The sequence below is a fragment of the Geodermatophilus sp. SYSU D01045 genome (assembly GCF_054050295.1).
On record NZ_JBJGZB010000014.1, the window covers coordinates 42,477 to 68,063 of the forward strand.

A 25,587-nucleotide genomic window follows, 5' to 3' on the forward strand; every position below is an offset into this window, starting at 1 on the left:
CATCCGGACGGGCACCGCCGCGGCCGATAGGGTCGTCGCCGATCGAGGCCGCGCGCCGTGCGGCCGACCGGGGCGACGGGCGTCGCCGGGGACACATGGAGGTCAGTCGTGACCGTACGCGTGGGCATCAACGGGTTCGGCCGGATCGGGCGCAACTTCTGGCGTGCCGCCGCGGCCAGTGGCAAGGACATCGAGATCGTGGCGGTCAACGACCTGACCAGCCCCGAGGTCCTGGCCCACCTGCTCAAGTACGACAGCATCCTGGGGGTGCTGGGGGAGGAGGTCGCCGCCTCCGACGGCGGCATCGACATCAACGGCAAGACGATGCAGGTCCTGTCCGAGCGCGACCCCGCCGCGCTGCCGTGGGGCGACCTGGGCGTCGACGTCGTCGTCGAGTCCACCGGCTTCTTCACCAAGGCCGACGACGCGCGCAAGCACGTGGACAAGGGCGGCGCGAAGAAGGTCGTCATCTCGGCGCCGGCCACCGGCGACGACCTCACCATCGTCATGGGCGTCAACCACGAGCGGTACGACGGCACCCAGACGATCATCAGCAACGCGTCCTGCACCACGAACTGCCTGGCCCCGCTGGCCAAGGTGCTCAACGACGCCTTCGGCATCGAGCGCGGCCTGATGACGACGATCCACGCCTACACCGCCGACCAGAACCTGCAGGACGGCCCGCACAAGGACCTGCGCCGCGCCCGCGCCGCCGCGCTCAACATGGTCCCCACCTCGACCGGCGCCGCCAAGGCGATCGGCCTGGTGCTGCCGGAGCTGCAGGGCAAGCTCGACGGCTACGCCGTCCGCGTCCCGGTGCCCACCGGCTCGGCCACCGACCTCACCGTCCAGCTGACCCGCGAGGCCTCGGCCGACGACATCGACGCCGCCTACCGCGAGGCCGCCGGGTCCGGCCCGCTGGCCGGGATCCTCAAGTACACGTCGGCGCCGATCGTCTCCTCCGACATCGTCACCGACCCGGCCTCGTGCATCTACGACGCCAAGCTGACCAAGGTCTTCGGCCCGATGGCCAAGGTCCTCGGCTGGTACGACAACGAGTGGGGCTACTCCAACCGGCTGGTCGACTCCGTCGAGCTCGTCGGCAACTCGCTCTGATGCGGTCCCTCGACGACCTGCTCGCCGAGGGGGTGTCGGGCCGGCGCGTGCTCCTGCGCGCCGACCTGAACGTCCCCCTCGACAAGCAGACCGGGGCCATCACCGACGACGGCCGGATCCGGGCCAGCCTCCCGACGATCGCGGCGCTGCGGGACGCCGGCGCCCGCGTCGTCGTCGCCGCGCACCTGGGCCGGCCCAAGGGCGCGCCCGACCCGCAGTACTCGCTGGCCCCGGTCGCCGCGCGGCTCGGCGAGCTGCTCGGCGCCGAGGTCCCGCTGGCCGCCGACGTCGCGGGCGACGACGCCCGCGCCAAGGCGGACGCGCTCGGTGACGGCGACGTGCTGCTGCTGGAGAACGTCCGCTTCGAGGCCGCCGAGACCAGCAAGGACGACGCCGAGCGCGGCGGGCTGGCCGACCGGCTCGCCGCGCTGGCCGACGTCTACGTCGACGACGCGTTCGGCGCCGTCCACCGCAAGCACGCGTCGGTGTTCGACGTCGCGCAGCGGCTGCCGCACGTGGCCGGCCGGCTGGTGGCCACCGAGCTCGACGTGCTGCAGCGGCTGACCACCGACCCCGACCGGCCCTACGTCGTGGTGCTCGGCGGCTCGAAGGTCAGCGACAAGCTCGCCGTCATCGAGGCGCTGCTGCCCAAGGTCGACCGGCTGCTGGTCGGCGGCGGCATGTGCTTCACCTTCCTCGCCGCGCAGGGCCACGGCGTCGGGACGTCCCTGCTGGAGGCCGACCAGGTCGACACCTGCCGCCGGCTGCTGGCCGAGGCGGGGGAGCGGATCGTGCTGCCGGTCGACGTCGTCGTCGCGCCGGAGTTCAGCGCCGACGTGGACACCGCCGTCGTCGCGGCCGAGCAGATCCCCGACGGGCAGATGGGCCTCGACGTCGGCCCGCGCACCGTCGAGGCGTTCGGCCGCGAGCTGGCCGGCGCCCGCACGGTGTTCTGGAACGGCCCGATGGGCGTGTTCGAGCTCGCGCCGTTCCAGGCCGGCACCCGCGGCGTGGCCGAGGCCGTGGCCGCCGTCGACGGGCTGTCGGTGGTCGGCGGCGGCGACTCCGCGGCCGCGGTCCGGCAGCTCGGCCTCGACGAGGCCGCCTACGGGCACGTCAGCACCGGCGGCGGCGCGTCGCTGGAGTTCCTCGAGGGCCGCGAGCTGCCGGGCCTCGCGGTGCTCGCGGACGGGGGTGCGCCCTGATGGCCCGCACCGCGCCGCGCGCCCCGCGCGAGGGCCGCCGCCCGCTGATCGCGGGCAACTGGAAGATGCACATGACGCACCTGGAGGCCATCGGCCTGGTGCAGAAGCTCGTCTTCAGCCTCAAGGAGCGCGAGCTCGACGACGCCGAGGTCGTCGTGCTCCCGCCGTTCACCGCGCTGCGCAGCGTGCAGACGCTGGTGGCCGGCGACAAGCTGCCGGTCGGCTACGGCGCGCAGGACCTGTCGGCGCACGACTCCGGCGCCTACACCGGCGAGGTCAGCGGCGCGATGCTCGCCGCGCTGGCCTGCGGCTTCGTCGTCGTCGGCCACTCCGAGCGGCGCGCGCTGCACGGCGAGGACGACGCCACGGTGGCCGCCAAGGTCCAGGCGGCACTGCGGCACGGCATCACGCCGATCCTGTGCGTGGGGGAGGGCCTCGACGTCCGCCGCGCCGGGCAGCACGTCGGGCACTGCACCGACCAGCTCGACGCCGCCCTCGAGGGCCTGTCGGCCGACCAGGTGCGCGCGGTCGTGCTGGCCTACGAGCCGGTGTGGGCGATCGGCACCGGCGAGGTGGCCACTCCTGAGGACGCCCAGGAGGTGTGCGGCGCACTCCGGTCCCGCCTCGACGGGCGTTTCGGCCCGGAGACGGCCGCGGCGGTCCGTATCCTCTACGGCGGGTCGGTGAAGGCCGCGAACACGGCCGGGATCCTGGCCGGGCCGGACGTCGACGGTGCACTGGTCGGTGGCGCGAGCCTGGACGCCGACGAGTTCGCGCAGATCTGTCGGATCGCCGCAGGCGGCAGCTAGCCCGCGGCCGCACGGGAGCGGGTGGGTGGACAGCACGCTGCAGGGACCCACCCGCTCCCGGGGCCGCCGCCTGCCCGGGTGGCTGCGCGGCACCCCCGGCCGCGTGCTCGGGCTCGCCCTCGTCGTCCTGCTGGTCGTCGTGGTGGCCGTTGGCTGCAGCGGCGGCGGGGACGGCGACAGCGGCGTCCCGGTGCTCGGGGACGGGCCGAACGCGGGCGTCGACGGCGTCCGCGCCCCCTCGGACGCGACCGGCGGCACGCTGCGCGTGGTCACCAGCGAGGTCGACAGCCTCGACCCGCAGCGGTCCTACCAGCCCGGCGTGTGGAACCTCATGCGGCTCTACACCCGCACGCTGGTCACCTACGCCGGCGAGCCCGGCCGCACCGGCGAGCTGGTGCCCGACCTCGCCACCGACCTCGGCACCACCCCCGACGGCGGCCTGAGCTGGACGTTCACCCTCAAGCAGGGCGTGCGGTTCGAGAACGGCCGGGCGATCACCTCGCGCGACGTCAAGTACGGCATCGAGCGGTCCTTCGCCTCCGACGTCGTCGTCGGCGGGCCCACCTACGTCGTCGACCTGCTCGACGACCCCGAGAACCCCTACGCCGGGCCCTACCAGGACGAGGCGCCGGACAAGCTCGGGCTGGCCGCCATCGAGACGCCCGACGACGCCACCATCACCTTCCGGCTGCGCTCGGCCCAGCCCGACTTCCCCTACGTGCTGGCGTTGCCCTCCAGCAGCCCGGTGCCGGTCGAGAACGACACCGGCGCCGGCTACGGCACCGACCCGGTCTCCTCCGGCCCCTACGCGGTCACCACCGTCGACGCCGCGACCGGCATCGTCCTCGACCGCAACCCGCAGTGGGACCCGGCCACCGACGACGTCCGGACCGCGCTGCCCGACCGCGTCGTCGTCCGCACCGGGCTGACCACCCTGGAGCGCGACCAGCAGCTGCTCGCCGGCTCCGCCGACGTCGACGTCTCCGGCACCGGCCTGCACGCGGCCACCGCGGCGCGGCTGGCCGAGGGCGCCGGGGGCGACGTGCCGCTGTCCGACCGGGTCGACGACCTCACCACCGGCGCGGTGCGGCTGCTCGCGCTGCCCACCGACGTCGCGCCGATGACCGACCCGAACTGCCGGGCCGCGGTGGCCGCCGCGATCGACCGCGGCGCCGTCCAGGAGGTCGTCGGCGGCCCGGACAACGCCGTCCGCACCTCGCAGCTGTGGCCGCGGTCCCTCGGCGGCGGACCCGAGGACCCCGACCCGGGCCCCGATCCCGGCGCCGCCCGGGAGGCGCTGGCCGCCTGCGGGCAGCCCGACGGGTTCAGCACGGTGCTCGCCGTGCCCGACGCCCAGGCGAGCGTCGCGGTGGCCGAGGAGGTGGCCGGCCAGCTCGCCGGCGTCGGGATCACCGCGGAGGTGCGCCCGCTGCCGGCCACCAGCTTCTACGCCACCGACGTCGGCAGCCCCGACAACGTGGCGCGCAGCGGCGTCGGCATCGTCCTGGCCACCTGGACCGCCGACTTCCCGACGCCGGGCTCGTTCCTCGTGCCCCTGGTCGACGGCCGCTCGGTGAGCCCGGTCGGCAACACCAACTACGCCCGGCTCACCGACCCCGCGATCTCCGGGCTGGTCGACGCCGCCCGGACCGCCGCGGACCCGGAGGCCGCGCGCGGCGCCTGGCGGGAGGTCGCGACGGCGGCCGGCGGGACCGGCGCCTACGTGCCGCTGGTGGAGACGCGGGTGCAGCTCCTGGCCGGGCAGCGGCTGCGCAACGGACTAGTCATGGAGCCCTACGCGGGGCACGACCTGGCCACCGCGGGCGTGCGCTGACGGGGACGCCTGCGGGCACCGGTTACCCTGGAGCCATGGTCGAGCTCGTCCTCAACGTGCTGCTGGTGCTGACCAGCGTGCTGCTCGTGGTGCTGATCCTGCTGCACCGGGGCAAGGGCGGTGGCCTGTCCTCGATGTTCGGCGGCGCGGTCTCCTCCCAGCTGTCCGGCTCCTCCGTCGTCGAGAAGAACCTCAACCGGCTCACCGTGTTCACCGGCCTGATCTGGACGGTGTGCATCGTGGCGCTCGGCATCCTGCTCAAGGTGTAGGAGGAGGACCACCCTTCCCCCTCCTCCCCGCCTCGCAGGCGCAGGCGGAGGGACCCTGGAGTGGCCGTGCCAGCACGTCCCCGTGCTGGGGGGCGAAATCGTGACCGGGGAGACACCCTCAGGCCCTAGACTGCGCGGGCGGCGCGACCACGCGCCGTGACGATCCAGCAGGCAGGTCGGAACGAGGGGGCGCTCGTGGCTGGTGGCAACGCGATCCGGGGGACCCGGGTCGGCGCGGGTCCGATGGGTGAGGCCGAGCGTGGAGAGGCGGCCCCGCGGCACCGGGTCGGCTACTGGTGCAGCTCGGGACACGAGACGCGGGTGGCCTTCGCCACCGACGCGGAGGTCCCCGAGACCTGGGACTGCCCGCGCTGCGGCCTGCCGGCCGGCCAGGACCCGCAGGCCCCCCCGCCGGCGCCGCGGACCGAGCCGTACAAGACCCACCTCGCCTACGTCCGCGAGCGGCGCAGCGACGCCGACGGCGACGCCCTCCTCGAAGAGGCCCTCGCCAAGCTCCGGGCCCGCCGCGGCGCCTAGAACGACTCCCTGATCGCCCCGGCGGCGGCCTCGTGGGCCTCCGCCGGGGCGTCCGGCGTGCCGGGCGCCAGCAGGCCGCGGCCCCCGACCAGCGGCCCGCCCTCGCGGTGCGGCGCCAGGTTGACGTGGAAGTGCGGGACGCGGTCGCCGAAGACGTAGGCGTACACCCGGTCCGCGCCCGTCGCGTCCCGCACCGCGCGCGTGCTGCGCGCCAGCACGGGACCGAACGTCGCCGCCTCCTCGCCGTCGAGGTCGGTCACGGCGGGGACGTGCCGCCGGGTCTCCAGGTGGCAGAACCCCGGCAGCGCCCCGCGGAGCACGACCGACAGCCGCCACAGGTCGTCCTCCCACACCCGCGTGCGGGAGAAGAACGAGTCGGCCTCCGCGACGGCGCACAGCATGCAGCCGTCGACGGCGGTCACTCCGCCCCGGGCAGCCGGCTCGCGGCGGCGGCGTCGAGCAGCCAGCGGGTCGCGCGCCGGCCGCGGGCCCCGGCGGCCGGGACCTCGGTGCGGTCGGCGCCGCCCAGCGCCCGCGCCACGGCCTCGGCCTTGCCCTCCCCGGACACCAGCAGCCAGACCTCCTCGGCGGCGGTGATCGCGGGGAAGCCCAGGCTCACCCGCGTCGGCGGCGGCTTCGGGCAGTCCCGCACCGGCACCACGGTCCGCTCGTCGGAGACCGCGGGGGAGTCCGGGAAGATCGACGCCACGTGCCCCTCGGGCCCCATCCCGAGCAGCAGGACGTCGAAGCGGGGGAGCGGGCCGTCACCGGCGGCGTCGGCGAGGGCCCCGGCGTACCAGTCCGCGGCCTCCTCCGGGGTGTCGAAGCCGGCGTCGGACGCCGGCACCGGGTGCACCCGCTCCGGCGGCGCCCCGACCCGGTCCAGCAGCGCCTCGCGGGCGCCCTTCTCGTTGCGCTCGTCGTCGTCGGCGGGGACGAAGCGCTCGTCGCCCCACCAGACGTCGACCGCAGTCCAGTCGACCGCCTGACCGGGGGCCGGCTCCCCGGCCAGCTCCGCGACGTGCCGCAGCACCGCCGTCCCGATCCCGCCGCCGGTGAGCACCACAGACGCCGTCCCGTGCACCGCCTGGGCGGCGGCCAGCCGCGCGACCAGCGCGGCCGCCACCGCCCGCGCCAGCAGCTCGGCGTCGGGCTCGACCACGATCTCGGGCGTCGGGCCCTCGATCCGCTCCGCCAGCGCCTCGGCGATCCGGTCCCCGGGCGGCAGCGTCACCGGACGGCCTCGGGCGCCGTCGGGTCCGGGGTGTCGTGCTCGCCGTGCTCGGCCACCTCGTCGGCGCCCTCGGAGTCCGGCGGCACCGTCGGCGCCTCGCCGTGCGGGCTGCCCGCGCCGACGTCGTCCTTCGCGAACGGCGCGCCGGCCTGCTCGGCCGGGTCGACCCACACGTGCGCGCGCACCGGTGCCCGGCCGGCCAGGCCGCTGACCCCGGTGGTGACCTCCAGCGCCTCCGCGTAGGGCTCGTCGGGGTCCAGCCGGCGCAGCTCCTCGCCGAGCAGGTCACCGAGCGACCGGTCGGGCAGCGCCATCGTGGCGTCGGGCCGGTACGGCTGGCTGATCACCGCGCCGCCGCGGCGGTCGGCGTGCACCCGCACCTCCTCGTCCTGGTCCAGGACCAGGTGCACCGAGTCGATGCCGCTGGGCCCGGGGTGCCGGGTGGCCTGCACGACCTCGACCGCGCTGCCGGTGCGGGACGCGAGCCAGCCGCGCAGCAGCTGGGCGGTGGCCGCCCCGGGGTCGCCCTCGACGCGGGCGCCGAGCACCTTCACCGCGTCGCCGCGGCGGCCGGACACCGAGTCCAGCGCGGAGGTGAGCGTCGCGCGCCAGCCGGTGGCGCGGGTCCAGGCCAGGTCGGTGTCGCCGGGGGAGTAGTCGTGCGCCCGGGTCCGCAGCGAGGCCAGCTGGTCCGACGCCGACGTGCTGTCGGTGATCCGCCGGTCGGCGATGACCGCGAGGGCGTCGGTGCTCAGCTGCCGCGGCGGCTCGGTGTGCCACCAGGTGACCACGGGCGCGTCGGCGGCCAGCAGCGGCAGCACGACCGACTCCGCGTGCAGCGCCAGCCGTCCGTACATGCGCATGACGACCGCCTCGCCGGGGCCCAGCCGCCCGCCGATGGACACCTCGGCGTCCAGCCGCGGCACCGGGGCCTCGATCTGCCGGCGGACGACGACGAGGATCCGGCAGGGGTGCTGCTCGGCGGCCGTCGTCGCGGCCTCCTCGGCCTCGGCGACCCGGCCCTCGTCGGCGACGACCACCAGGGTCAGCGCCACCCCCGACAGCACGGCGCCGCCGGTCCGCCGCTGGGCGGCGAGCTCCTTGACCACGGCCGAGCCGGTGGTGTCCCAGAGCGTCGTCATCGCGTCTCCTCTCCGCGGGGGCGCCTCACGGACGCCGCCACCGGCGGCCCTCGGCGGCCAGCATCTCGTCGGCCGCGCGCGGCCCCCACTCGCCGGCCCGGTAGGGGTGCGGCGTGCTGCCCGCCCAGAACTCCTCGAGCGGGTCGATGACCGCCCAGGAGGCCTCGACCTCGGCGTTGCGCGGGAACAGCGTGGCGTCGCCGAGCAGCACGTCCAGCAGCAGCCGCTCGTAGGCCTCGGGGCTGGCCTCGGTGAACTGCTCGCCGTACAGGAAGTCCATGGACACGTCCCGGACCTCCATGACGCTGCCGGGCACCTTCGACCCGAACTTGAGGGTGACCCCCTCGTCGGGCTGCACGCGCACCACCAGCTGGTTGTTGCCCAGCTCCTCGGTGTCGGTGTCGGCGAAGGGCAGGTGCGGCGCCCGCTTGAACACCAGCGCGATCTCGGTGACCCGCCGGGGCAGCCGCTTGCCGGTGCGCAGGTAGAACGGCACGCCGGCCCAGCGGCGGGTCTCCACCCCGAGCCGGACGGCGGCGAAGGTCTCGGTCGTCGAGTGCGCGTCGACGCCCTCCTCCTGCCGGTAGCCCTTGGCCCGCTGGCCGGCCAGCCAGCCCTGCTCGTACTGGCCCCGGACGGCGAAGGTGGGCAGGTCCTCGGGCAGCGAGACCGCGCGCAGCACCTTGAGCTTCTCGGTGCGGATCTCGTCGGCCGAGAACTCGACCGGCTCCTCCATCGCGGTGAGCGCGAGCAGCTGCAGCAGGTGGTTCTGCAGCACGTCGCGGGCCGCGCCGGTCTTCTCGTAGAAGCCCGCCCGGCCGCCGATGCCGACGTCCTCGGCCATGGTGATCTGCACCGAGTCCACGTGGTGGCCGTTCCAGACCGGCTCGAACAGCTCGTTGGCGAACCGCAGCGCCATGAGGTTCTGGACGGTCTCCTTGCCCAGGTAGTGGTCGATGCGGAAGACGTCCTCGGCGCTGAACACCGAGTCGACCAGCTCGTTGAGCTCCCGGCTGGAGGCGAGGTCGGTGCCGAAGGGCTTCTCGACGACGACCCGCCGCCACCGGTCCGGCGTGCTCTCGGCCATGCCGGTGCGCTGCATCTGCTTGAGCACGACGGGGAACATCGCCGGCGGGATCGACAGGTAGAACGCGGCGTTGCCGCCGATGCCGTGGCTGCTCTCCAGGTCGGCGAGGGCGTGGGCGAGCTCGTCGAAGGCGTTGTCGTCGTCGAAGGAGCCCTGGACGAACCGGACGCTGTTGGCCAGCCGCTCCCACACCTCCTCCCGCCACGGCGTGCGGGCGGCGTTGCGGGCCGCGTCCCGGGCCAGCTCGGCGAAGTCCTGGTCCCCCCAGTCCCGCCGGGCGAAGCCCAGCAGCGCGAAGTTGGTCGGCAGCAGCCCGCGGTTGGCCAGGTCGTACACGGCCGGCAGCAGCTTCTTGCGGGCCAGGTCGCCGGTGATGCCGAAGACGACCAGGGCGCAGGGCTCGGGGACCCGCGGCAGCCGCCGGTCCCGCGGGTCGCGCAGCGGGTTGGGGATCACGTGCCCTCCTCGAGGGGTGCGGGGTCAGTCGAGGGCAGCGAGGACCTGACCGATGCCGGCGGACCGGTCGGTCAGGTGCAGGTGCAGCAGCGGCCGCTGCCGGTCGGCCAGCGCCTGCCGGTCACCGGCGGCCTGGGCGGCCTGCAGCGCGCCGAAGGAGTACGGCCGGTCGGGCACCGGGAGGTCCTGCGCCACCGCGCCGGTGAGCTGCAGATACGCCCCGACCTGCGGACCGCCCTTGTGGTACTGGCCGGTCGAGTGCAGGAAGCGCGGGCCCCACCCGAAGGTCACCGCGTGCTCCGTGCGGCCGGCCAGCGCCGCGCGCAGCTCACCCGCCCGGGCGTCGGCCTCGCGGTCGAGGTAGGCCATGACGGCGAGGTAGCCGCGCGGCGGGACGGCGCCCAGCAGCGCGTCCAGCGCCAGCCGCAGCCCGTCGGACTGCGCGAGGTCGACGCCGTCGAGCACGCCGCCGGAGGCGTACACCTCCACCGCGCCGATCGTGGCCACCGGCCGCTCGTCGGGCAGGCCGGACTCGAGGATCCGCGAGGTGTTCTGCTTGGACTCGGTGACGTTGGGCTGGTCGAAGGGGTTGATCCCCAGCACCCGCCCGGCCACCGCGGTCGCGTACTCCCAGCCGAGGAACTGCGCGCCCAGCGGGCCGGTGACGCCGACCGAGGGCCGGCCGTCGACCGGGTCGCCGTCGACGACGGCCAGCAGCGCGTCCGGCGCCTGGGAGCCGGGCGCGTCCACCGACTCCAGGACCACGGGCAGCAGCCCGCGGCCCTCCTTGCCGGTGGACTCGGCGATGAGCTGCTCGGCCCAGTCGCCGAAGCCCTCGATGCGCGGGCCGCTGCCGCCGGTGCCCTCGGCGAGGGCGACCTTGTCCCGGCCGGTGCGGAAGCCCGCGCCCATGGCGACCCCGAGCTCCAGCGCGGGGTTGCCCGGCTCGGCCAGGTGCTCGGCGAGGTCGGTGGCCTCGTCCAGCAGCGCACCGACGTCCACCCCGGCCAGCGCCGCGGGCACCAGCCCGAACGCCGACAGGGCGCTGTAGCGGCCGCCGACGTTGGGGTCGGCGAGGAACACCGCGCGGGCGCCCATCGCGGCGGCGGTGTCGGCCAGCGGCGAGCCGGGGTCGGTGACGACGACGAACCGCCGGCCGACCTCCTTCTCGTCCAGCCCGGCCTCGGCGAACGCGGCGACGAAGGCCCGCCGGTGGCTGTCGGTCTCGATCGTGCCGCCGGACTTGGAGCTGACCACGACCACGGTGCGGTCGAGGTCGGTCATCGCCGCGAGGACCTGGCCGGGGTCGGTGGTGTCGAGGACCACCAGCGGCGCGCCCGCGGTGCGGCAGATGACCTCCGGCGCCAGCGAGGAGCCGCCCATGCCGCACAGGACGACGCGGTCGATCCCCTCGCCGGCGAGCTCGGCCCGCAGCTCGGCCAGCCGGGACACCAGCTCGCGCGAGGACGCGGGCAGGTCCAGCCAGCCGAGCCGGATCGAGGCCTCGCTCTCGGCCTCGGGGCCCCAGAGGGTGGCGTCCTTGGCCACCAGCCGCGCGGCGACGTCGTCGTCGGCGAGCTGGGTGCGGACCACCTCCGGGACGTCGAGGCCAGAGCAGGAGAACTCCAGGGTCATGCCTTGTCCTCGAGCTGGCCGCGCACGGAGTCGGTGAGCTCGTCCCACGAGTCGACGAACTTCTGCACGCCCTCCTCCTCGAGGACGCGGAACACGTCGTCGAGGTCGACGCCGGCGTCGGTGATGGCCTGCATGGTCGCCGCGGCGTCGTCGTAGGTCTTCTGCACCGGGGTGCCCGCCGCGCCGTGGTCGGCGTAGGCCTGCAGCGTCTTCTCCGGCATCGTGTTCACGGTGCCGGGGGCGATGAGCTCGCTGACGTAGAGGGTGTCGGAGTACTCGGGGTTCTTCACCCCGGTCGAGGCCCACAGCGGCCGCTGCGGCCTGGCGCCCTTGGCCTCCAGCGCCTTCCAGCGGTCGGAGGAGAAGACCTCCTCGTAGGCCTGGTAGGCCAGCTGCGCGTTGGCCAGCGCCGCCTTGCCCTTGAGCTGGTCGGCGCCGGCCTTCTCCAGCCGCTTGTCGATCTCGGTGTCCACGCGGGACACGAAGAACGAGGCGACGGAGGCGATCCCGCTGAGGTCGGCGTCGGGGTCCTGCTCGAGGCGCTGCTCCAGCCCGGACAGGTAGGCGTCCATGACGGCGCGGTACCGCTCGAGGCTGAAGATCAGGGTGACGTTGACGCTGATCCCGCGGGCGATCGACGTCGTGATGGCCGGCAGGCCCTCCACGGTCGCCGGGATCTTGATGTAGAGGTTCGGCCGGTCCACCAGCCACCACAGGTGCGCGGCCTCGGCGGCCGTGGCGTCGGTGTCGTGCGCCAGGCCCGGCGCGACCTCCAGCGACACCCGGCCGTCGCCGGGCTGCCGCTCGGCCACCGGGGCCAGCAGGTCGCAGGCGTCGCGCACGTCGGAGGCGGTGATGGTGCGCAGCGCCTCCTCGACGCTCACCTTCCGCACCGCGAGGGCGTGCAGCTGGTCGTCGTAGGACTCCGACCCGCTGATCGCCGCGGCGAAGATGGTCGGGTTGGTGGTGACGCCGACGACGGAGCGCTCGTCGACCAGCGACTGCAGGTTGCCGCTGCGGATGCGGTCCCGCGACAGGTCGTCGAGCCAGACGGCGACGCCCGCCTGCGACAGCTCCGCCAGCTTCTCGTTCTGTGCCATGGTCAGGTCCCTTCCGGTGGGTCCGACGGCTCAGCGGTCGCCGGTGGGGTGGGGGAGGCCCCCGGTGGCTGCAACCGGGCCGGCCGGGACGGCGTTCCCCGCGGCGGCCGCCTCGATCGACTCGCGGGCGGCGGCGACGACGGCCTCGTCGGTCAGCCCGAACTCCTCGTAGAGCACCGAGTAGGCGGCGCTCGCGCCGTAGTGGGTGAGCCCCACGATCCGGCCGGCGTCGCCGACGAACTCGCGCCAGCCCATGGGCACGCCGGCCTCGACGCTCACCCGCGCGCGGACCGAGGGCGGCAGCACCTCGTCCTTGTAGGCCTGGTCCTGGTCGGCGAACCACTCGACGCAGGGCACCGACACCACGCGGGTCGGGACGCCGTCGGCCTCCAGCCGCTCGCGGGCGGCGACGGCGATCTGCACCTCCGAGCCGGTGCCCAGCAGGATCACCTCGGGTTGCCCGTTCGAGGCGTCGGCCAGCACGTAGGCGCCGCGCGCGACGCCCTCGGCGGAGCCGAACTCCGAGCGGTCGAACACCGGCAGGTTCTGCCGGGACAGCAGCAGGCCGGCCGGGCGGTCGTTGTGCTCGAGGATCGTGCGCCAGGCGACGGTGACCTCGTTGGCGTCGGCCGGGCGGACGACGTCGAGACCGGGGATGGCCCGCAGCGCGGCGAAGTGCTCGATCGGCTGGTGCGTGGGGCCGTCCTCGCCCAGGCCGATCGAGTCGTGCGTCCACACGTAGGTCACCGGCAGCTGCATGAGCGCGGCCAGCCGGACCGCCCCGCGCATGTAGTCGGAGAACGTGAGGAACGTGCCGCCGTAGACGCGGGTGCCGCCGTGCAGCGCGATGCCGTTCATGACCGCGCCCATGCCGTGCTCGCGGACGCCGAAGTGCAGCGTGCGGCCGTAGGGGCCACCGCTCCACATCTTCGTCTGGCGGTCGGCCGGCAGGAAGGACGGTTCGCCCTCGACCGCGGTGTTGTTGCTCTCCGCGAGGTCGGCCGACCCGCCCCACAGCTCGGGCAGCGCCGGGTAGAGGGCGGCGAGGACCTTGCCCGACGCCTTGCGGGTGGCCACGCCCTTGGGGTCGGCGTCGAAGGTCGGCAGGCCGTCGGCGAAGCCCTCGGGCAGCCGGCGCTCCCGCATCCGCTCGAGCAGGGCGGCGCGCTCGCCGTTCTCCCGCGCCCAGGCGTCGAAGCGCTCCTGCCACTCGGCGTGGGACTTCTGGCCGGCGTCGACCACCGAGCGGGCGTGCGCGAGCACCTCGTCGTCGACCTCGAAGGTCGTGTCCGGGTCGAAGCCCAGGACCTCCTTGGTGGCGCGGACCTCGTCGTCGCCGAGGGCCGAGCCGTGCGCCGCACCGGTGTTCTGCTTGTTCGGCGCGGGCCAGGCGATGATCGTCCGCAGCACGACGATCGACGGGCGGCGGGTCTCGGCCTTGGCGGCGGCGAAGGCGGCGTCGACCGCGGCCAGGTCCTCGCCGTCGTCGACGTGCTGCACGTGCCAGCCGTAGGCCTCGTAGCGCTTGCCGACGTCCTCGGTGAAGGCGACGTTGGTGTCGTCCTCGATGGAGATCCGGTTGTCGTCGTAGACCAGCACCAGGTTGCCCAGCTGCTGGGTGCCGGCCAGCGACGACGCCTCGCCGCTGACGCCCTCCTCCAGGTCGCCGTCGGAGGCGAAGCACCAGATGGTGTGGTCGAACGGGCTCTCGCCCTCGGGGGCGTCGGGGTCGAGCAGGCCGCGCTCGCGGCGGGCGGCCATGGCCATGCCGACGGCGTTGCCGACGCCCTGGCCGAGCGGGCCGGTCGTCGTCTCCACGCCGGGCGTGTGGTTGACCTCGGGGTGGCCGGGGGTCCTCGAGCCGAAGGTGCGCAGGGCCTGCAGGTCCTCGAGCTCCAGCCCGTAGCCGGACAGGTAGAGCTGGACGTACAGCGTCAGGCTCGAGTGGCCCATCGAGAGGACGAAGCGGTCGCGGGCCACCCAGTTCGGGTCCGTGGGGTCGTGCCGCAGCCACTTGTGGAACAGCAGGTAGGCCGTGGGCGCCATGCTCATCGCGGTGCCGGGGTGGCCGTTGCCCACCTTCTGGACGGCGTCCATGGCCAGCACGCGGGCGGTGTCGATGGCGCGGCGGTCGAGGTCGCCGAAGTCCTCGGGCAGCGTGGGGTGCGGCTGCCGGGGCGAACCGGTGGGGGAGTCGGTCGCGGCCTCGGCGGGGGCCTCGGACTCCGTGCTCTTCGTGTCGTCAGCCTGGGTCATGTCGGGCGGAACTCCTCGAGGTCGGCCGTGCGTGGGGCCGTCCGGGGAGCGGTGGTCCGGTGCTCCCGGGCGGACGACGTCGGGTGCGGGGCAGCGGATCGGCCGTGTCCCTGGTCTCCCTCGACCCGTGACCCTCCGTCGTCGGCGACGGCCCTACCCGCAGTTCCCGCGGCGTCAACGTGATCAGACCCTAGTCATCCGCACCGGTGAGCGGCCGGGTGCGAGGGCTGGTCCTCTGCCGGCCGGCCCCCGGACCCTGGAGGGAGCCGGACGTGACCTGCACGGGTGAACGGCCTCAGGAGGTCCTGCCCGGCTGCCGACGGACCTCACGTGGGTAGACCATGCCGCCTCGGCCTCCGTCGTCTCGTCCTCGGCGCGGTATCGCTGATCGTCCTGACCCTCGTTCCCGTCGTCACGCCCACCGCCCCGCTCGCCCGCGCGGACGAGCCCGCGCAACTCGGCCGGGTGTTGGAGACGGGGGTGGAGGTGTTCTCGTTGTGGCGGGACTGGCCGGTGAACGAGCTGGTGCTGGACCGGGTGGTGGAGTCCGGGTCGGGCTGGGTGCGGGTGGGGGTGGGCTGGTGCTCGCTGGAGGAGGCCGGGCCGGGGGTGGTGTCGGAGTGGTACCTGCAGCGGTTGGACGCCACGGTGGCCGCGGCGGCGGCGCGGGGGTTGCAGGTGCTGGCCACGCTGGGCTGCACGCCGGGGTGGCTCAGTGGCAGCGACTCGTTGACGGTGTTGCCGCCGGCCGGGCGGGTGGGGGAGTTCGGGCGGGTGGCGGCGTGGCTGGCCGGGCGGTACGCGGGGCGGATCGCGGCGTGGGAGATCTGGAACGAGCCGGACTGCTCGGCCGGGACCGGGTGCGGAGCGACCGCTCCGGAGGTGTACGTGCCGGTGCTGCAGGCCGGCTACCGCGGGATCAAGGCGGGGGATCCGGCGGCGGTGGTGGTCTCGGGCGGGACCAGCGGGGTGAACGCCGCGTGGGTGGCGGGCCTGTACGCGGCCGGGGGCGGGGGGTGGTTCGACGCGCTGGGCCTGCATCCCTACCAGGGGCCGGCGGCCGAGCCGCCGGAGGCGCCGCCGGCCGAGCACCCGTACCGGATCGCCAACGTGGAGCGGGTGCGGCAGGTGATGGTCGGAGCCGGGGACGCGGAGGTGCCGGTGTGGTTCACCGAGTTCGGGTGGAGCACCGGCGGCGGGGAGGGGTGGTTCGCCGGGGTGGACGAGGCGACCCAGGCCGACTACCTGGCGCGGGCGATCGACCTGGTGCAGCAGCAGTACCGGTACGTGACCCACGCGTTCGTGTTCACCGTCCGGGACCGGGATGACTGGAACGCCTACGAGAACAACTTCGGGCTGACCCGCCTGGACGGGACACCCAAACCGGCACTGGCGGCCCTCCGCGCCGCCAACGACCACCTCACCGCCCTCCGGCGCTCGCTCAGGGTCGTCAGTGTGACCCCGACCGCGGACGCCACGGCGTGGCAGGCATCCGCCGGGCGAGTGGCGGGGGCAGCGACGACTCTCGAGGTGGACAGCCGTGTGAGCGGGCCGTCGTCCCGGGCCACCTCCTACCTGCGGTTCGACCTGCCGGCCCTGACCACCGGTGAGGTCGTCGTCGCGGCGGACCTGACCGTGCAGGTCGTCGACGGCACCGTCGACGGCCCCGTGGTCTGGTCCACGGCGACGACGTGGAGTGAGGCGACGCTGTCCTGGAAACGACGGCCGGCGCGCACCGCGACTTCTCCACACGCGGACCTCAGCGCGATGGAGCCCGGTCTGGTCACCGTCCCCCTCGACGTCGCCGACTGGACCGGTCAACTCTCCCTCGAGGTGTCCGCCGAGGTCGACGACGGGTTGCAGTTCGCTTCGCGGGAGGCCCCGTCGACCTACCAGCGGCCCACGCTGACGCTCGTCATCGCCTCCTGACCGGTCAGGGAGCTGGCCAGCTGTCGCGCCGTGCCGTGAGGAGCCGGCGGGCTACAGTGGGCCCGTTCCATCCCCGGTTCGAAGGGACCATCGTGCTGTCTTCGTGCCCGGTGGCTCCCTGCCGTCCGTGCGTGCGCGCGGCAGAGGTCGCCCGGTGACGGCGCTCACCCAGCGGCCCGCCGTCCCGGCCCGCCGGCTGTCGGGCGTGGTCGGGGCCTACGTCGCGCTGACCAAGCCGAAGCTCGTCGAGCTGCTGCTCGTGACGACGCTGCCCGCGATGATGATGGCGGCCGACGGGTGGCCGTCCTGGCGGCTGGTGGCCGCCACGATGGTCGGCGGGATGTTCGCCGCCGGCGCGGCCAACGTGTTCAACTGCTGGTACGACCGCGACATCGACCGCCTGATGTCCCGCACGCGCAACCGGCCGATCCCCTCCGGCGTGGTGTCCCCGCGGGCGGCGCTGGTCTTCGGTGCGACCCTCGCCGCGGCGTCGCTGGCGATCCTGTGGCTCGAGACCACGCCGCTGGCCACCGCGCTGGCCGCGGTCGCGATCCTGGCCTACTCCGTCGTCTACACGATGGTGCTCAAGCGCCGGACCCGGCACAACACGGTCTTCGGGGCGTTCCCGGGGGCGGCGCCGGTGCTCATCGGGTGGGCGGCGGTGACCGGCTCGCTCGACTGGCCGGCGCTCGCCTTCTTCGCCGTGGTCTTCTGCTGGCAGATGCCGCACTTCTGGGCGCTGGCCAGCCGCTACCGCGACGACTACGCCCGCGCGAACGTCCCCATGCTCACCGTCGTCGCCGGCCCGGAGAGCGTCGGCCGGCAGTCGGTCGCGTGGGCGTGGGCGACCCTCGGCGCCACCCTGCTCATGGGGTCGATCACCCCGGTGCTGAACTGGGCCTTCGCCATCGGCGGCGGGCTGCTCGGCGCCTGGTACGTCGCCGAGACCCACCAGTGGCTCGACCGCATCCGCACCGCCGTGCCCGACCGGCCGATGAAGCTGTTCTCGGTGTCGATCACGCACATGACGCTGCTGTCCATCGCGATCGCCATCGACGTCCTCGTCTGACCCGCCCCGCTCCGCCGCGAGCCCGGACCCGCCCGGGGTCCGGGCTTGCACCGTCGTGGGGCCGTGCGCCCGCGCGCGACAACGGGCGCCGAGATGCGCGTGGCGGTCGTCATCCGGGGTGCGGTGACGATCCTCCGGCGCATGTCGCCGTGGGCGCGGGGCCCCGGTGGGTCAGCGGGCGGCGGGGACCCGGGCGGCGGGGGCGTCGAGGGGCTGCCCGGTCGCCGGGCCGCGGACCGACCACACCAGCCGCGCGGTGTACGCGGTCACCAGCACCGCGCCGAGCATGTGCAGCAGCACCAGCACGACCGGCAGGTGCGTGAAGTACTGGACGAACCCGACGACGCCCTGCAGCAGCTGGACGACGAGCACGTCGCGCGCAGCCCGGCGGACGCGGCCAGGGGCGTCGGTGGCGTACAGCGCCACCAGCAGCGCGATCGTCAGGCCGACGAGCAGGAACACCGCGTCGGCGTGCAGCCGGCTGACCGTCTCGGGGTCGAAGCCCATGCGGTCGCCGGTGGGGACGCCGGCGTCGTCGAGGTCGCCGCTGTGCGGGCCGCTGCCGGTGACGACCGTGCCCAGCGCGAGCACCACCGCGGTGACCGCGGCGATCCCGCCGGCCAGCAGCGCGATCGGGCGGCGGACCACCGGCTGCCCGACGCCCGGCTCCCGGGACCGCAGCCACAGCACCGTGGAGACGGCGACCAGCAGCGTGGAGACGAGGAAGTGGACGGCGACGGTCCACGGGTTGAGGCCGGTGAGCACCGTGACGCCGCCGATCGCCGCCTGGACCGGGATGCCGAGGAAGGTCAGCACCGCCAGCGGGCGCAGGTCCCGGCGCGGGGAACGCCAGACCGCCACCAGCACCGCGACCGCCACCGCGGTGAGCACGAAGGTGAGCAGCCGGTTGCCGAACTCGATGAGGCCGTGGCCGGCCATCTCCGGCGTCGTCACGAAGCTGTCGTCGGTGCACCGCGGCCAGGTGGGGCAGCCCAGGCCCGAGCCGGTCAGCCGGACCACGCCGCCGGTGACCACGATGGCGCCGTTGGCGACCACGTTGGCCAGCGCCAGGCGCGTGATGACGGCGGGGGAGAAGGCGGTGGGCAGGACCGGCACGGCCCGATGCTAGTCGCGGCCGGCCACCTCTCCCGGGTTCGCCCAGGGCGATCACGGACGGGGAAGGACGGGGCGTCCCGTCGCGCTGTAGGAGGCGCAGGCGGCCGACGCGCCGACCTGGTGTCGGTGCGCCCTCCCGGGTACGGGAGCCCCACCCGGGAGCCATCCGAGCGAGCCCCGCCGACGCCCCGACTTCCCCCCTTGGACGTGAGGTATGACCAGCCCGTTCTTCCCTGGCCCCTACGGGAGCCCGTTCGACGACTTCTTCGCCCGGTACCTCGGCGGCGAGCAGCGCACGCCGCGGCAGCGGGTGAGCCCGATGCAGTTCCTCAGCCAGCAGGCCCGCGAGCTGGTCAACGCCGCGGCCGCGCAGGCCCTGGCGACCGGCAGCGCCGACCTCGACACCGAGCACCTGCTGTGGGCGATGACCGGCGACGAGACCGCCCGCGCCTTCCTGTCCCGCACGGGCACCGACCCCGACCGGCTGCGCACCGAGCTCGAGGCGCAGATGCCGCAGGGGACGCCGCAGGCCGAGCGGGCGGCCCTGACCCCGGCCGCCAAGCGGGTCCTGCTCGACGCCCACCAGGTGTCGCGGGCCCTGGGCTCCACCTACATCGGCCCCGAGCACCTGCTGTTCGCCCTCGCCGTGGACGCCGAGTCCCCGGGCGGGCGGGTGCTGCGCGAGCACGGGGTCACCCCCGAGGCGCTGCAGCAGGCCGCCACCGGCGGCGGCACTCCCGGCGGCGGCCGCCCCGGCCGGCCGGCCTCGAGCACCCCGACGCTGGACGAGTTCGGCCGCGACCTGACCGAGATGGCCCGCAACGGCCAGATCGACCCGGTGATCGGCCGCGAGTCCGAGATCGAGCAGACCGTCGAGGTGCTGTCCCGGCGGCGCAAGAACAACCCCGTGCTCATCGGTGAGGCCGGCGTCGGCAAGACCGCGATCGTCGAGGGCATCGCCGCCCAGATCGTCGAGGGCGACGTCCCGGAGACGCTGCGCGGCAAGCGCCTGGTCGAGCTCGACCTCACCGGCCTGGTGGCCGGCACCCGGTACCGCGGTGACTTCGAGGAGCGGCTGAAGAAGATCATCGACGAGATCCGCGAGCACTCCGACGAGGTCATCGCCTTCATCGACGAGCTGCACACCGTCGTCGGCGCGGGCGCCTCGGAGGGCTCCGGCGGCGCGGGCAACATGCTCAAGCCCGCCCTGGCCCGCGGCGAGCTGCACGTCATCGGCGCCACGACGCTCGACGAGTACCGCCGCAACATCGAGAAGGACGCGGCCCTGGAGCGCCGGTTCCAGCCGATCCTGGTGACCGAGCCGAGCGTCGAGGACACCGTGCAGATCCTCTGCGGCCTGCGCGACCGCTACGAGGCACACCACCAGGTGCGCTTCACCGACGACGCCGTCCGCGCCGCCGTCGAGCTGTCCGACCGCTACGTGACCGACCGGCACCTGCCGGACAAGGCCATCGACCTCATCGACCAGGCCGGTGCCCGCGTCCGCCGCCGGGTGAAGACCCCGCCGACGGACCTGCGCGGCCTCGAGCAGGAGCTCGAGCAGTTGCTGCGGGAGAAGGACCAGGCGGTGGCCGCCGAGCAGTACGAGCGCGCCTCCGAGCTGCGCGACGAGGTCGCCACGGCACAGCGCCGCCTGGAGGAGGCCCGCACCGGCGGCGGCTCGGCCGGGGTGCCCGAGGTCGGCGTCGAGGACGTCGCCGAGGTGGTGTCCCGGGCCACCGGCATCCCGGTCAGCCAGCTCACCCAGGAGGAGATGCAGCGGCTGCTGCAGCTCGAGGAGCGCCTGCACGAGCGGGTGGTCGGCCAGGACGACGCCGTCCGCGTGGTGTCCGAGGCCGTCCGCCGGTCCCGCGTGGGCCTGGGCGACCCGGACCGGCCGATCGGCAGCTTCCTGTTCCTCGGCCCGACCGGCGTCGGCAAGACCGAGCTGGCCCGCGCCCTGGCCGAGGCGATGTTCGGCGACTCCGACCGGATGGTCCGGCTGGACATGAGCGAGTTCCAGGAGCGGCACACCGTCAGCCGCCTGGTCGGCTCCCCGCCCGGCTACGTCGGCTACGAGGACGCCGGCCAGCTGACCGAGGCGGTCCGCCGCCGGCCCTACTCGGTCGTACTGCTCGACGAGATCGAGAAGGCGCACCCCGACGTCTTCAACACGCTGCTGCAGGTGCTCGACGACGGCCGGCTCACCGACTCGCAGGGCCGCACGGTCGACTTCACGAACACCGTGCTGATCATGACCAGCAACCTGGGGTCGGAGCTGATCCAGGGGCGCAACACCCCGCTCGGCTTCGGCACCGGTGACGGCGCCGCGGCCGACGCCGGCCTGCGGGACCGGCTGATGCGGCGGCTGCGCGAGTCGTTCCGGCCGGAGTTCCTCAACCGGATCGACGAGATCGTGGTGTTCCAGCAGCTGGAGAGCGAGCAGCTGCAGCAGATCACCCGGCTGCTGCTCGACGAGACGCGCCGGCGGCTGTCGGCGCAGGGCATCGAGGTGACCTTCACCGACGACGCGGTCGCCTGGATCGCCGAGCGGGGCTTCGAGCCGCAGTTCGGCGCGCGCCCGCTGCGCCGGGCGATCCAGCGGGAGGTCGACAACCCGCTGGCCCGGCTGCTGCTCGACGGCCGCGTCGGGGCCGGCCGGCACGTCGTCGCCGACGTCCGGGACGGCGCCCTCGACCTGCGCGTCGAGGACCCCGAGCCGGCGGCGGCCGCCCGGGCGTGAGCCCGTCGTGACCTGCGCCACCCGGCCCCTGAGCTGCACGGTCGGGGGCCGGGTGACTTAGGGGGACCTTGCTTGCAGGCCTCCCGAAATAGGTCACAATCGTGTTGTGGAAAGCAGCGCGACGCAGGCGGGGGCGGTGCGGGCCGACGACGTCCGCACCCGTGACCGCGTGACCGCGCTGCTGCTCGAGCACGGACCGCAGACCGCCAGCGAGCTGGCCGGCCGGCTGGGCGTCAGCCCCGCCGCCGTCCGGCGCCACCTCGACGCCCTGGCCGCCCAGGGACGGGTCGAGGAGCGCGCAGCCGCGGGCGCGCACCGGGGGAGGGGCCGGCCCGCCCGGCACTTCCACCTCACCGACGCCGGCCGGTCCGGGTTCGCCCACGCCTACGACGACCTGGCGCTGACCGCGCTGCGGTACGTCGCGGCCTCGGGCGGTCCCGACGCCGTCCGCGCCGTCGCCGAGGCGCAGCTGGCCGGCCTCGAGCAGCGGGCCTCCGACGCCGTCGCCCGCGCGGACGGTGCGCCGGTCGAGCGGGCCCGGGCGCTGGCCGAGGCGCTGACGGCCGAGGGCTACGCTGCCACGGCCTCGGCGATCTCCAGTGGCGGGCAGCTGTGCCAGCACCACTGCCCGGTCGCGCACGTGGCGGCGGAGTTCCCGCAGCTGTGCGAGGTCGAGACGGCGGTCATCGGCCGGCTGGTGGGCACCCACGTCCAGCGGCTGGCCACGATCGCCCACGGCGACGGCGTCTGCACCACCCACATCCCCGGGCCGTCACGCGCCCGGGCTCACACCGGTGCGGGGAACACAACGACCCCCGCACGCCCTGTACCCGGTGAGCGAGCGGCGCGGGTCGTCCCACCACGACCCGGCCCCGCACCGTCCACCAGCACCCCCACGAGCGACCGGGAGAGGACGCCCGCATGACCAGCACCCAGCAGCCGGTGAGCGGCACGCCGCTGACGCAGGACGAGCAGATCGAGCAGCTCGGCCGCTACCAGTACGGCTGGGCCGACGCCGACGTCGCCGGGGCCTCCGCCCGCCGCGGCCTCGACGAGGACGTCGTCCGGGACATCTCGGCGCGCAAGGGCGAGCCCGAGTGGATGCTCGAGCGCCGCCTCAAGGCGCTCAAGCTCTTCGAGCGCAAGCCGATGCCCGACTGGGGGTCGGACCTCTCGGGCATCGACTTCCAGAACATCAAGTACTTCGTGCGCTCGACCGAGGCCCAGGCGGCCTCGTGGGACGAGCTGCCCGAGGACATCAGGAACACCTACGACAAGCTGGGCATCCCCGAGGCGGAGAAGCAGCGGCTGATCGCCGGTGTCGCGGCCCAGTACGAGTCCGAGGTCGTCTACCACAAGATCCGCGAGGACCTCGAGGAGCAGGGCGTCGTCTTCCTCGACACCGACACCGCCCTCAAGGAGCACCCGGACCTGTTCCGCGAGTACTTCGGCTCGGTCATCCCGTCCGGCGACAACAAGTTCGCCGCGCTGAACACCGCGGTGTGGTCGGGCGGCTCGTTCATCTACGTGCCGAAGGGCGTGCACGTCGAGATCCCGCTGCAGGCCTACTTCCGGATCAACACCGAGAACATGGGCCAGTTCGAGCGGACGCTGATCATCGTCGACGAGGGCGCCTACGTGCACTACGTCGAGGGCTGCACCGCGCCGATCTACAAGTCGGACTCGCTGCACTCCGCGGTCGTCGAGATCATCGTCAAGAAGAACGCGCGCTGCCGGTACACGACCATCCAGAACTGGTCGAACAACGTCTACAACCTGGTCACCAAGCGGGCGATCGCCCACGAGGGCGCGACCATGGAGTGGATCGACGGCAACCTCGGCTCCAAGGTCACCATGAAGTACCCGGCCGTCTGGATGACCGGCGAGCACGCCAAGGGCGAGGTCCTGTCCATCGCCTTCGCGGGCGAGGGCCAGCACCAGGACGCCGGCGCCAAGATGGTGCACGCCGCCCCCAACACCTCCTCGACCATCGTGTCGAAGTCGGTGGCCCGCGGCGGTGGCCGCACGTCCTACCGCGGCCTGGTGCAGATCGACGAGGGCGCGTCCGGCTCGAAGTCGACGGTCAAGTGCGACGCCCTGCTGGTCGACACGATCAGCCGGTCGGACACCTACCCCTACGTCGACGTCCGCGAGGACGACGTCGCCATGGGCCACGAGGCGACCGTCTCGCGGGTCAGCGAGGACCAGCTCTTCTACCTGATGAGCCGCGGCCTGTCCGAGGACGAGGCCATGGCGATGGTGGTCCGCGGGTTCGTCGAGCCGATCGCCCGCGAGCTGCCCATGGAGTACGCCCTCGAGCTGAACCGCCTGATCGAGCTGCAGATGGAAGGTGCCGTCGGCTGATGCCGGAGCAGAACACCCCCAGCACCACCGGCCTCACCACGGAGTCGGAGACCCTCGCCGGCGAGCTGTTCGGCGACGGCGTCGGCACCCAGGCCGGCCCGCCCGCCGTCCCGGCGGCGGGCACCGGCACGGCCGGCCAGGCCGCGCCCGGCGCCCACTCGCACGGCGGGACGACGCCGACCGGCTCCCCGGCCGAGCGGTTCACCTCGACCGACCCGGACGCCTTCGGCACGGTCACGGGCCGCGAGGAGACCTGGCGCTTCACCCCGATGCGCCGGATCCGCCCGCTGCTCGACGGCGCCCCTTCGGACGCGCACCTGGAGTGGGACACCGACCTGCCCGAGGGCGTCGAGCTGACCCGCGTGGACGCCGACGACCCGCTGCTCAAGGGCCTGCCCGAGCCCGGCGACCGGCTGGCGGCCCTCGCCCGGCAGCGCAGCGGCGGCGCCGCGGTGGTCCGCGTGCCGTCCGAGGCGCGGCTCGACCGGCCGGTGACCCTCGGCCTGGCCGGCACCGGCGGTGACGACGTCGTCTGGGGTCAGCTGGTGATCGAGGTCGGCGCCTTCTCGAAGGCGACCGTCGTGCTCGACCACACCGGCCCGGCCCGGTATGCCGGCGGCGTCGCGGTGCTCGTCGGCGACAGCGCCGACGTCACCCTCGTCTCGGTGCAGGACTGGGCGCCCGGCGCGGTGCACGGCGGGCAGTACGACGCCGTCGTCGGCCGGGACGCCTCCTTCAAGCAGGTCGTGGTCACCCTCGGCGGCGACCTGGTCCGGCTGGTCAGCAACGTCCAGTACGCCGGCCCCGGCGGGCGGGCGGAGCTCTTCGGCGTCTACTTCTCCGACGAGACCCAGCACCAGGAGCACCGGCTCTGGGTGGACCACGCGGTGCCCAACTGCAGCAGCAACGTGCTCTACAAGGGCGCGCTGCAGGGCGACGGCGCGCGCACGGTGTGGATCGGCGACGTCCGCATCCGCCCGGAGGCCACCGGCACCGACACCTACGAGCTCAACCGCAACCTGGTGCTCACCGACGGCGCCCGCGCCGACTCGGTGCCCAACCTGGAGATCGAGACCGGCGAGATCGTCGGCGCCGGCCACGCCAGCGCCACCGGCCGGTTCGACGACGAGCAGCTGTTCTACCTCTGCTCGCGCGGCATCGACGCCGAGACCGCCCGCCGCCTGGTCGTGCGCGGCTTCTTCGCCGACGTCGTCCAGCACATCGGGGTCGACGAGCTGCAGGACCGCCTGATGCGCTCCATCGAGACGCGCCTGGGCGCCCTGCCCGGCCTCGACGAGCAGCCGGTCGAGGTGGCCTGACCCATGGCCTTCGCGCGGGTCTGCGGGCTCTCCGACGTCCCCGAGAACGGGGCGCTGCGGGTGGAGCTCGCCGACGTCGACGTCGCCGTCGTCCGGTACGACGGCGACGTCTACGCGGTGCAGGACGTGTGCTCGCACGCCGAGGTCCCGCTGTCGGAGGGCGACGTCGAGGAGTTCGACGGCGCCCCCACCATCGAGTGCTGGCTGCACGGGTCGTGCTTCGACCTGCGCACCGGCGAGCCCACCAACCTGCCGGCCACCGAGCCGGTCGACGTCTACCCGGTCCGCGTGGAGGGGGATGACGTCTACGTCGACACCGAGTCTGACGGGCGCCTCCCGCTCGCGGCCGGCAACTGAGGAGCGAGAG

21 protein-coding genes are annotated in these 25,587 nt (G+C 74.3%); 13 read left to right on the plus strand and 8 right to left on the minus strand.

What is annotated here, in order from left to right:
- Nucleotides 1–108 precede the first annotated feature (108 nt).
- From gap to ACI798_RS13255, 6 genes are all read left to right on the plus strand, one after another.
- On the plus strand, nt 109–1,116 hold the full coding sequence (gap, locus tag ACI798_RS13230; RefSeq protein ID WP_456943129.1) for a type I glyceraldehyde-3-phosphate dehydrogenase: 1,008 nt from the start codon (nt 109–111) through the stop codon (nt 1,114–1,116).
- Entirely contained in the window at nt 1,116–2,321 is a 1,206-nt protein-coding gene (locus ACI798_RS13235; RefSeq protein WP_456943130.1) for a phosphoglycerate kinase, read from the plus strand. Before gap ends, ACI798_RS13235 begins: the two co-directional genes overlap by 1 nt.
- Nucleotides 2,321–3,130 (plus strand): triose-phosphate isomerase, encoded by an 810-nt coding sequence (gene tpiA / locus ACI798_RS13240; RefSeq protein WP_457048115.1) that lies wholly within the window; start codon nt 2,321–2,323, stop codon nt 3,128–3,130. The genes ACI798_RS13235 and tpiA overlap by 1 nt, the downstream gene beginning before the upstream one ends.
- A gap of 25 nt (nt 3,131–3,155) precedes the next feature.
- Nucleotides 3,156–4,964, plus strand: coding sequence for an ABC transporter substrate-binding protein (locus tag ACI798_RS13245; protein ID WP_457048116.1), 1,809 nt, complete (start codon nt 3,156–3,158; stop codon nt 4,962–4,964).
- 35 nt (nt 4,965–4,999) lie between these two features.
- Complete coding sequence (gene secG / locus ACI798_RS13250) at nt 5,000–5,233, plus strand: preprotein translocase subunit SecG (RefSeq protein ID WP_387992967.1); 234 nt, start codon at nt 5,000–5,002, stop codon at nt 5,231–5,233.
- Between the two features lie 195 nt (nt 5,234–5,428).
- Nucleotides 5,429–5,770, plus strand: coding sequence for an RNA polymerase-binding protein RbpA (locus ACI798_RS13255; protein WP_387993047.1), 342 nt, complete (start codon nt 5,429–5,431; stop codon nt 5,768–5,770).
- Here the strand turns inward: ACI798_RS13255 and ACI798_RS13260 are convergent.
- Genes ACI798_RS13260 through tkt form a run of 7 tightly spaced genes read right to left on the minus strand, consistent with a single transcriptional unit; the run spans nt 5,767 to nt 14,680 of the window.
- Nucleotides 5,767–6,192: an HIT family protein gene (locus ACI798_RS13260; RefSeq protein WP_457048117.1), complete on the minus strand. Its 426-nt coding sequence runs from the start codon at nt 6,190–6,192 to the stop codon at nt 5,767–5,769. The genes ACI798_RS13255 and ACI798_RS13260 overlap by 4 nt on opposite strands.
- On the minus strand, nt 6,189–7,004 hold the full coding sequence (pgl, locus tag ACI798_RS13265) for a 6-phosphogluconolactonase (RefSeq protein ID WP_456943134.1): 816 nt from the start codon (nt 7,002–7,004) through the stop codon (nt 6,189–6,191). Before pgl ends, ACI798_RS13260 begins: the two co-directional genes overlap by 4 nt.
- Nucleotides 7,001–8,146, minus strand: a complete 1,146-nt coding sequence (locus ACI798_RS13270; RefSeq protein ID WP_456943135.1) for a glucose-6-phosphate dehydrogenase assembly protein OpcA — start codon at nt 8,144–8,146, stop codon at nt 7,001–7,003. Before ACI798_RS13270 ends, pgl begins: the two co-directional genes overlap by 4 nt.
- A gap of 25 nt (nt 8,147–8,171) precedes the next feature.
- Nucleotides 8,172–9,689, minus strand: a complete 1,518-nt coding sequence (zwf, locus tag ACI798_RS13275) for a glucose-6-phosphate dehydrogenase (RefSeq protein ID WP_456943136.1) — start codon at nt 9,687–9,689, stop codon at nt 8,172–8,174.
- A 24-nt stretch (nt 9,690–9,713) separates the two neighbouring features.
- Nucleotides 9,714–11,324, minus strand: a complete 1,611-nt coding sequence (locus ACI798_RS13280) for a glucose-6-phosphate isomerase (protein ID WP_456943137.1) — start codon at nt 11,322–11,324, stop codon at nt 9,714–9,716.
- The gene (tal, locus tag ACI798_RS13285) at nt 11,321–12,424 is read right to left on the minus strand and encodes a transaldolase (RefSeq protein ID WP_456943138.1); all 1,104 of its coding nucleotides are present in this window, start codon (nt 12,422–12,424) and stop codon (nt 11,321–11,323) included. The genes ACI798_RS13280 and tal overlap by 4 nt, the downstream gene beginning before the upstream one ends.
- A 30-nt stretch (nt 12,425–12,454) precedes the next feature.
- Nucleotides 12,455–14,680, minus strand: coding sequence for a transketolase (tkt, locus tag ACI798_RS13290; protein WP_457048118.1), 2,226 nt, complete (start codon nt 14,678–14,680; stop codon nt 12,455–12,457).
- A 480-nt stretch (nt 14,681–15,160) separates the two neighbouring features.
- Here tkt and ACI798_RS13295 point away from each other — a divergent pair, with 480 nt between their 5' ends.
- The gene (locus ACI798_RS13295) at nt 15,161–16,609 is read left to right on the plus strand and encodes a DNRLRE domain-containing protein (protein ID WP_457048119.1); all 1,449 of its coding nucleotides are present in this window, start codon (nt 15,161–15,163) and stop codon (nt 16,607–16,609) included.
- Between the two features lie 154 nt (nt 16,610–16,763).
- Nucleotides 16,764–17,678, plus strand: coding sequence for a heme o synthase (locus ACI798_RS13300; RefSeq protein WP_456943183.1), 915 nt, complete (start codon nt 16,764–16,766; stop codon nt 17,676–17,678).
- A 171-nt stretch (nt 17,679–17,849) separates the two neighbouring features.
- On the opposite strand, the gene ACI798_RS13305 is transcribed toward ACI798_RS13300, so the two are convergent.
- Nucleotides 17,850–18,794, minus strand: a complete 945-nt coding sequence (locus tag ACI798_RS13305; protein ID WP_456943184.1) for a COX15/CtaA family protein — start codon at nt 18,792–18,794, stop codon at nt 17,850–17,852.
- 214 nt (nt 18,795–19,008) lie between these two features.
- Between ACI798_RS13305 and ACI798_RS13310 the strand changes: the two genes are divergently transcribed.
- From ACI798_RS13310 to ACI798_RS13330, 5 genes are all read left to right on the plus strand, one after another.
- Nucleotides 19,009–21,537, plus strand: coding sequence for an ATP-dependent Clp protease ATP-binding subunit (locus ACI798_RS13310; RefSeq protein ID WP_457048120.1), 2,529 nt, complete (start codon nt 19,009–19,011; stop codon nt 21,535–21,537).
- 106 nt (nt 21,538–21,643) lie between these two features.
- The gene (locus ACI798_RS13315; protein WP_456943186.1) at nt 21,644–22,462 is read left to right on the plus strand and encodes a helix-turn-helix transcriptional regulator; all 819 of its coding nucleotides are present in this window, start codon (nt 21,644–21,646) and stop codon (nt 22,460–22,462) included.
- Complete coding sequence (gene sufB, locus ACI798_RS13320) at nt 22,459–23,901, plus strand: Fe-S cluster assembly protein SufB (protein ID WP_457048121.1); 1,443 nt, start codon at nt 22,459–22,461, stop codon at nt 23,899–23,901. Before ACI798_RS13315 ends, sufB begins: the two co-directional genes overlap by 4 nt.
- Entirely contained in the window at nt 23,901–25,220 is a 1,320-nt protein-coding gene (sufD, locus tag ACI798_RS13325) for a Fe-S cluster assembly protein SufD (RefSeq protein ID WP_457048122.1), read from the plus strand. Before sufB ends, sufD begins: the two co-directional genes overlap by 1 nt.
- Before the next feature lie 3 nt (nt 25,221–25,223).
- Entirely contained in the window at nt 25,224–25,577 is a 354-nt protein-coding gene (locus tag ACI798_RS13330) for a non-heme iron oxygenase ferredoxin subunit (RefSeq protein ID WP_456943188.1), read from the plus strand.
- Nucleotides 25,578–25,587 lie beyond the last annotated feature (10 nt).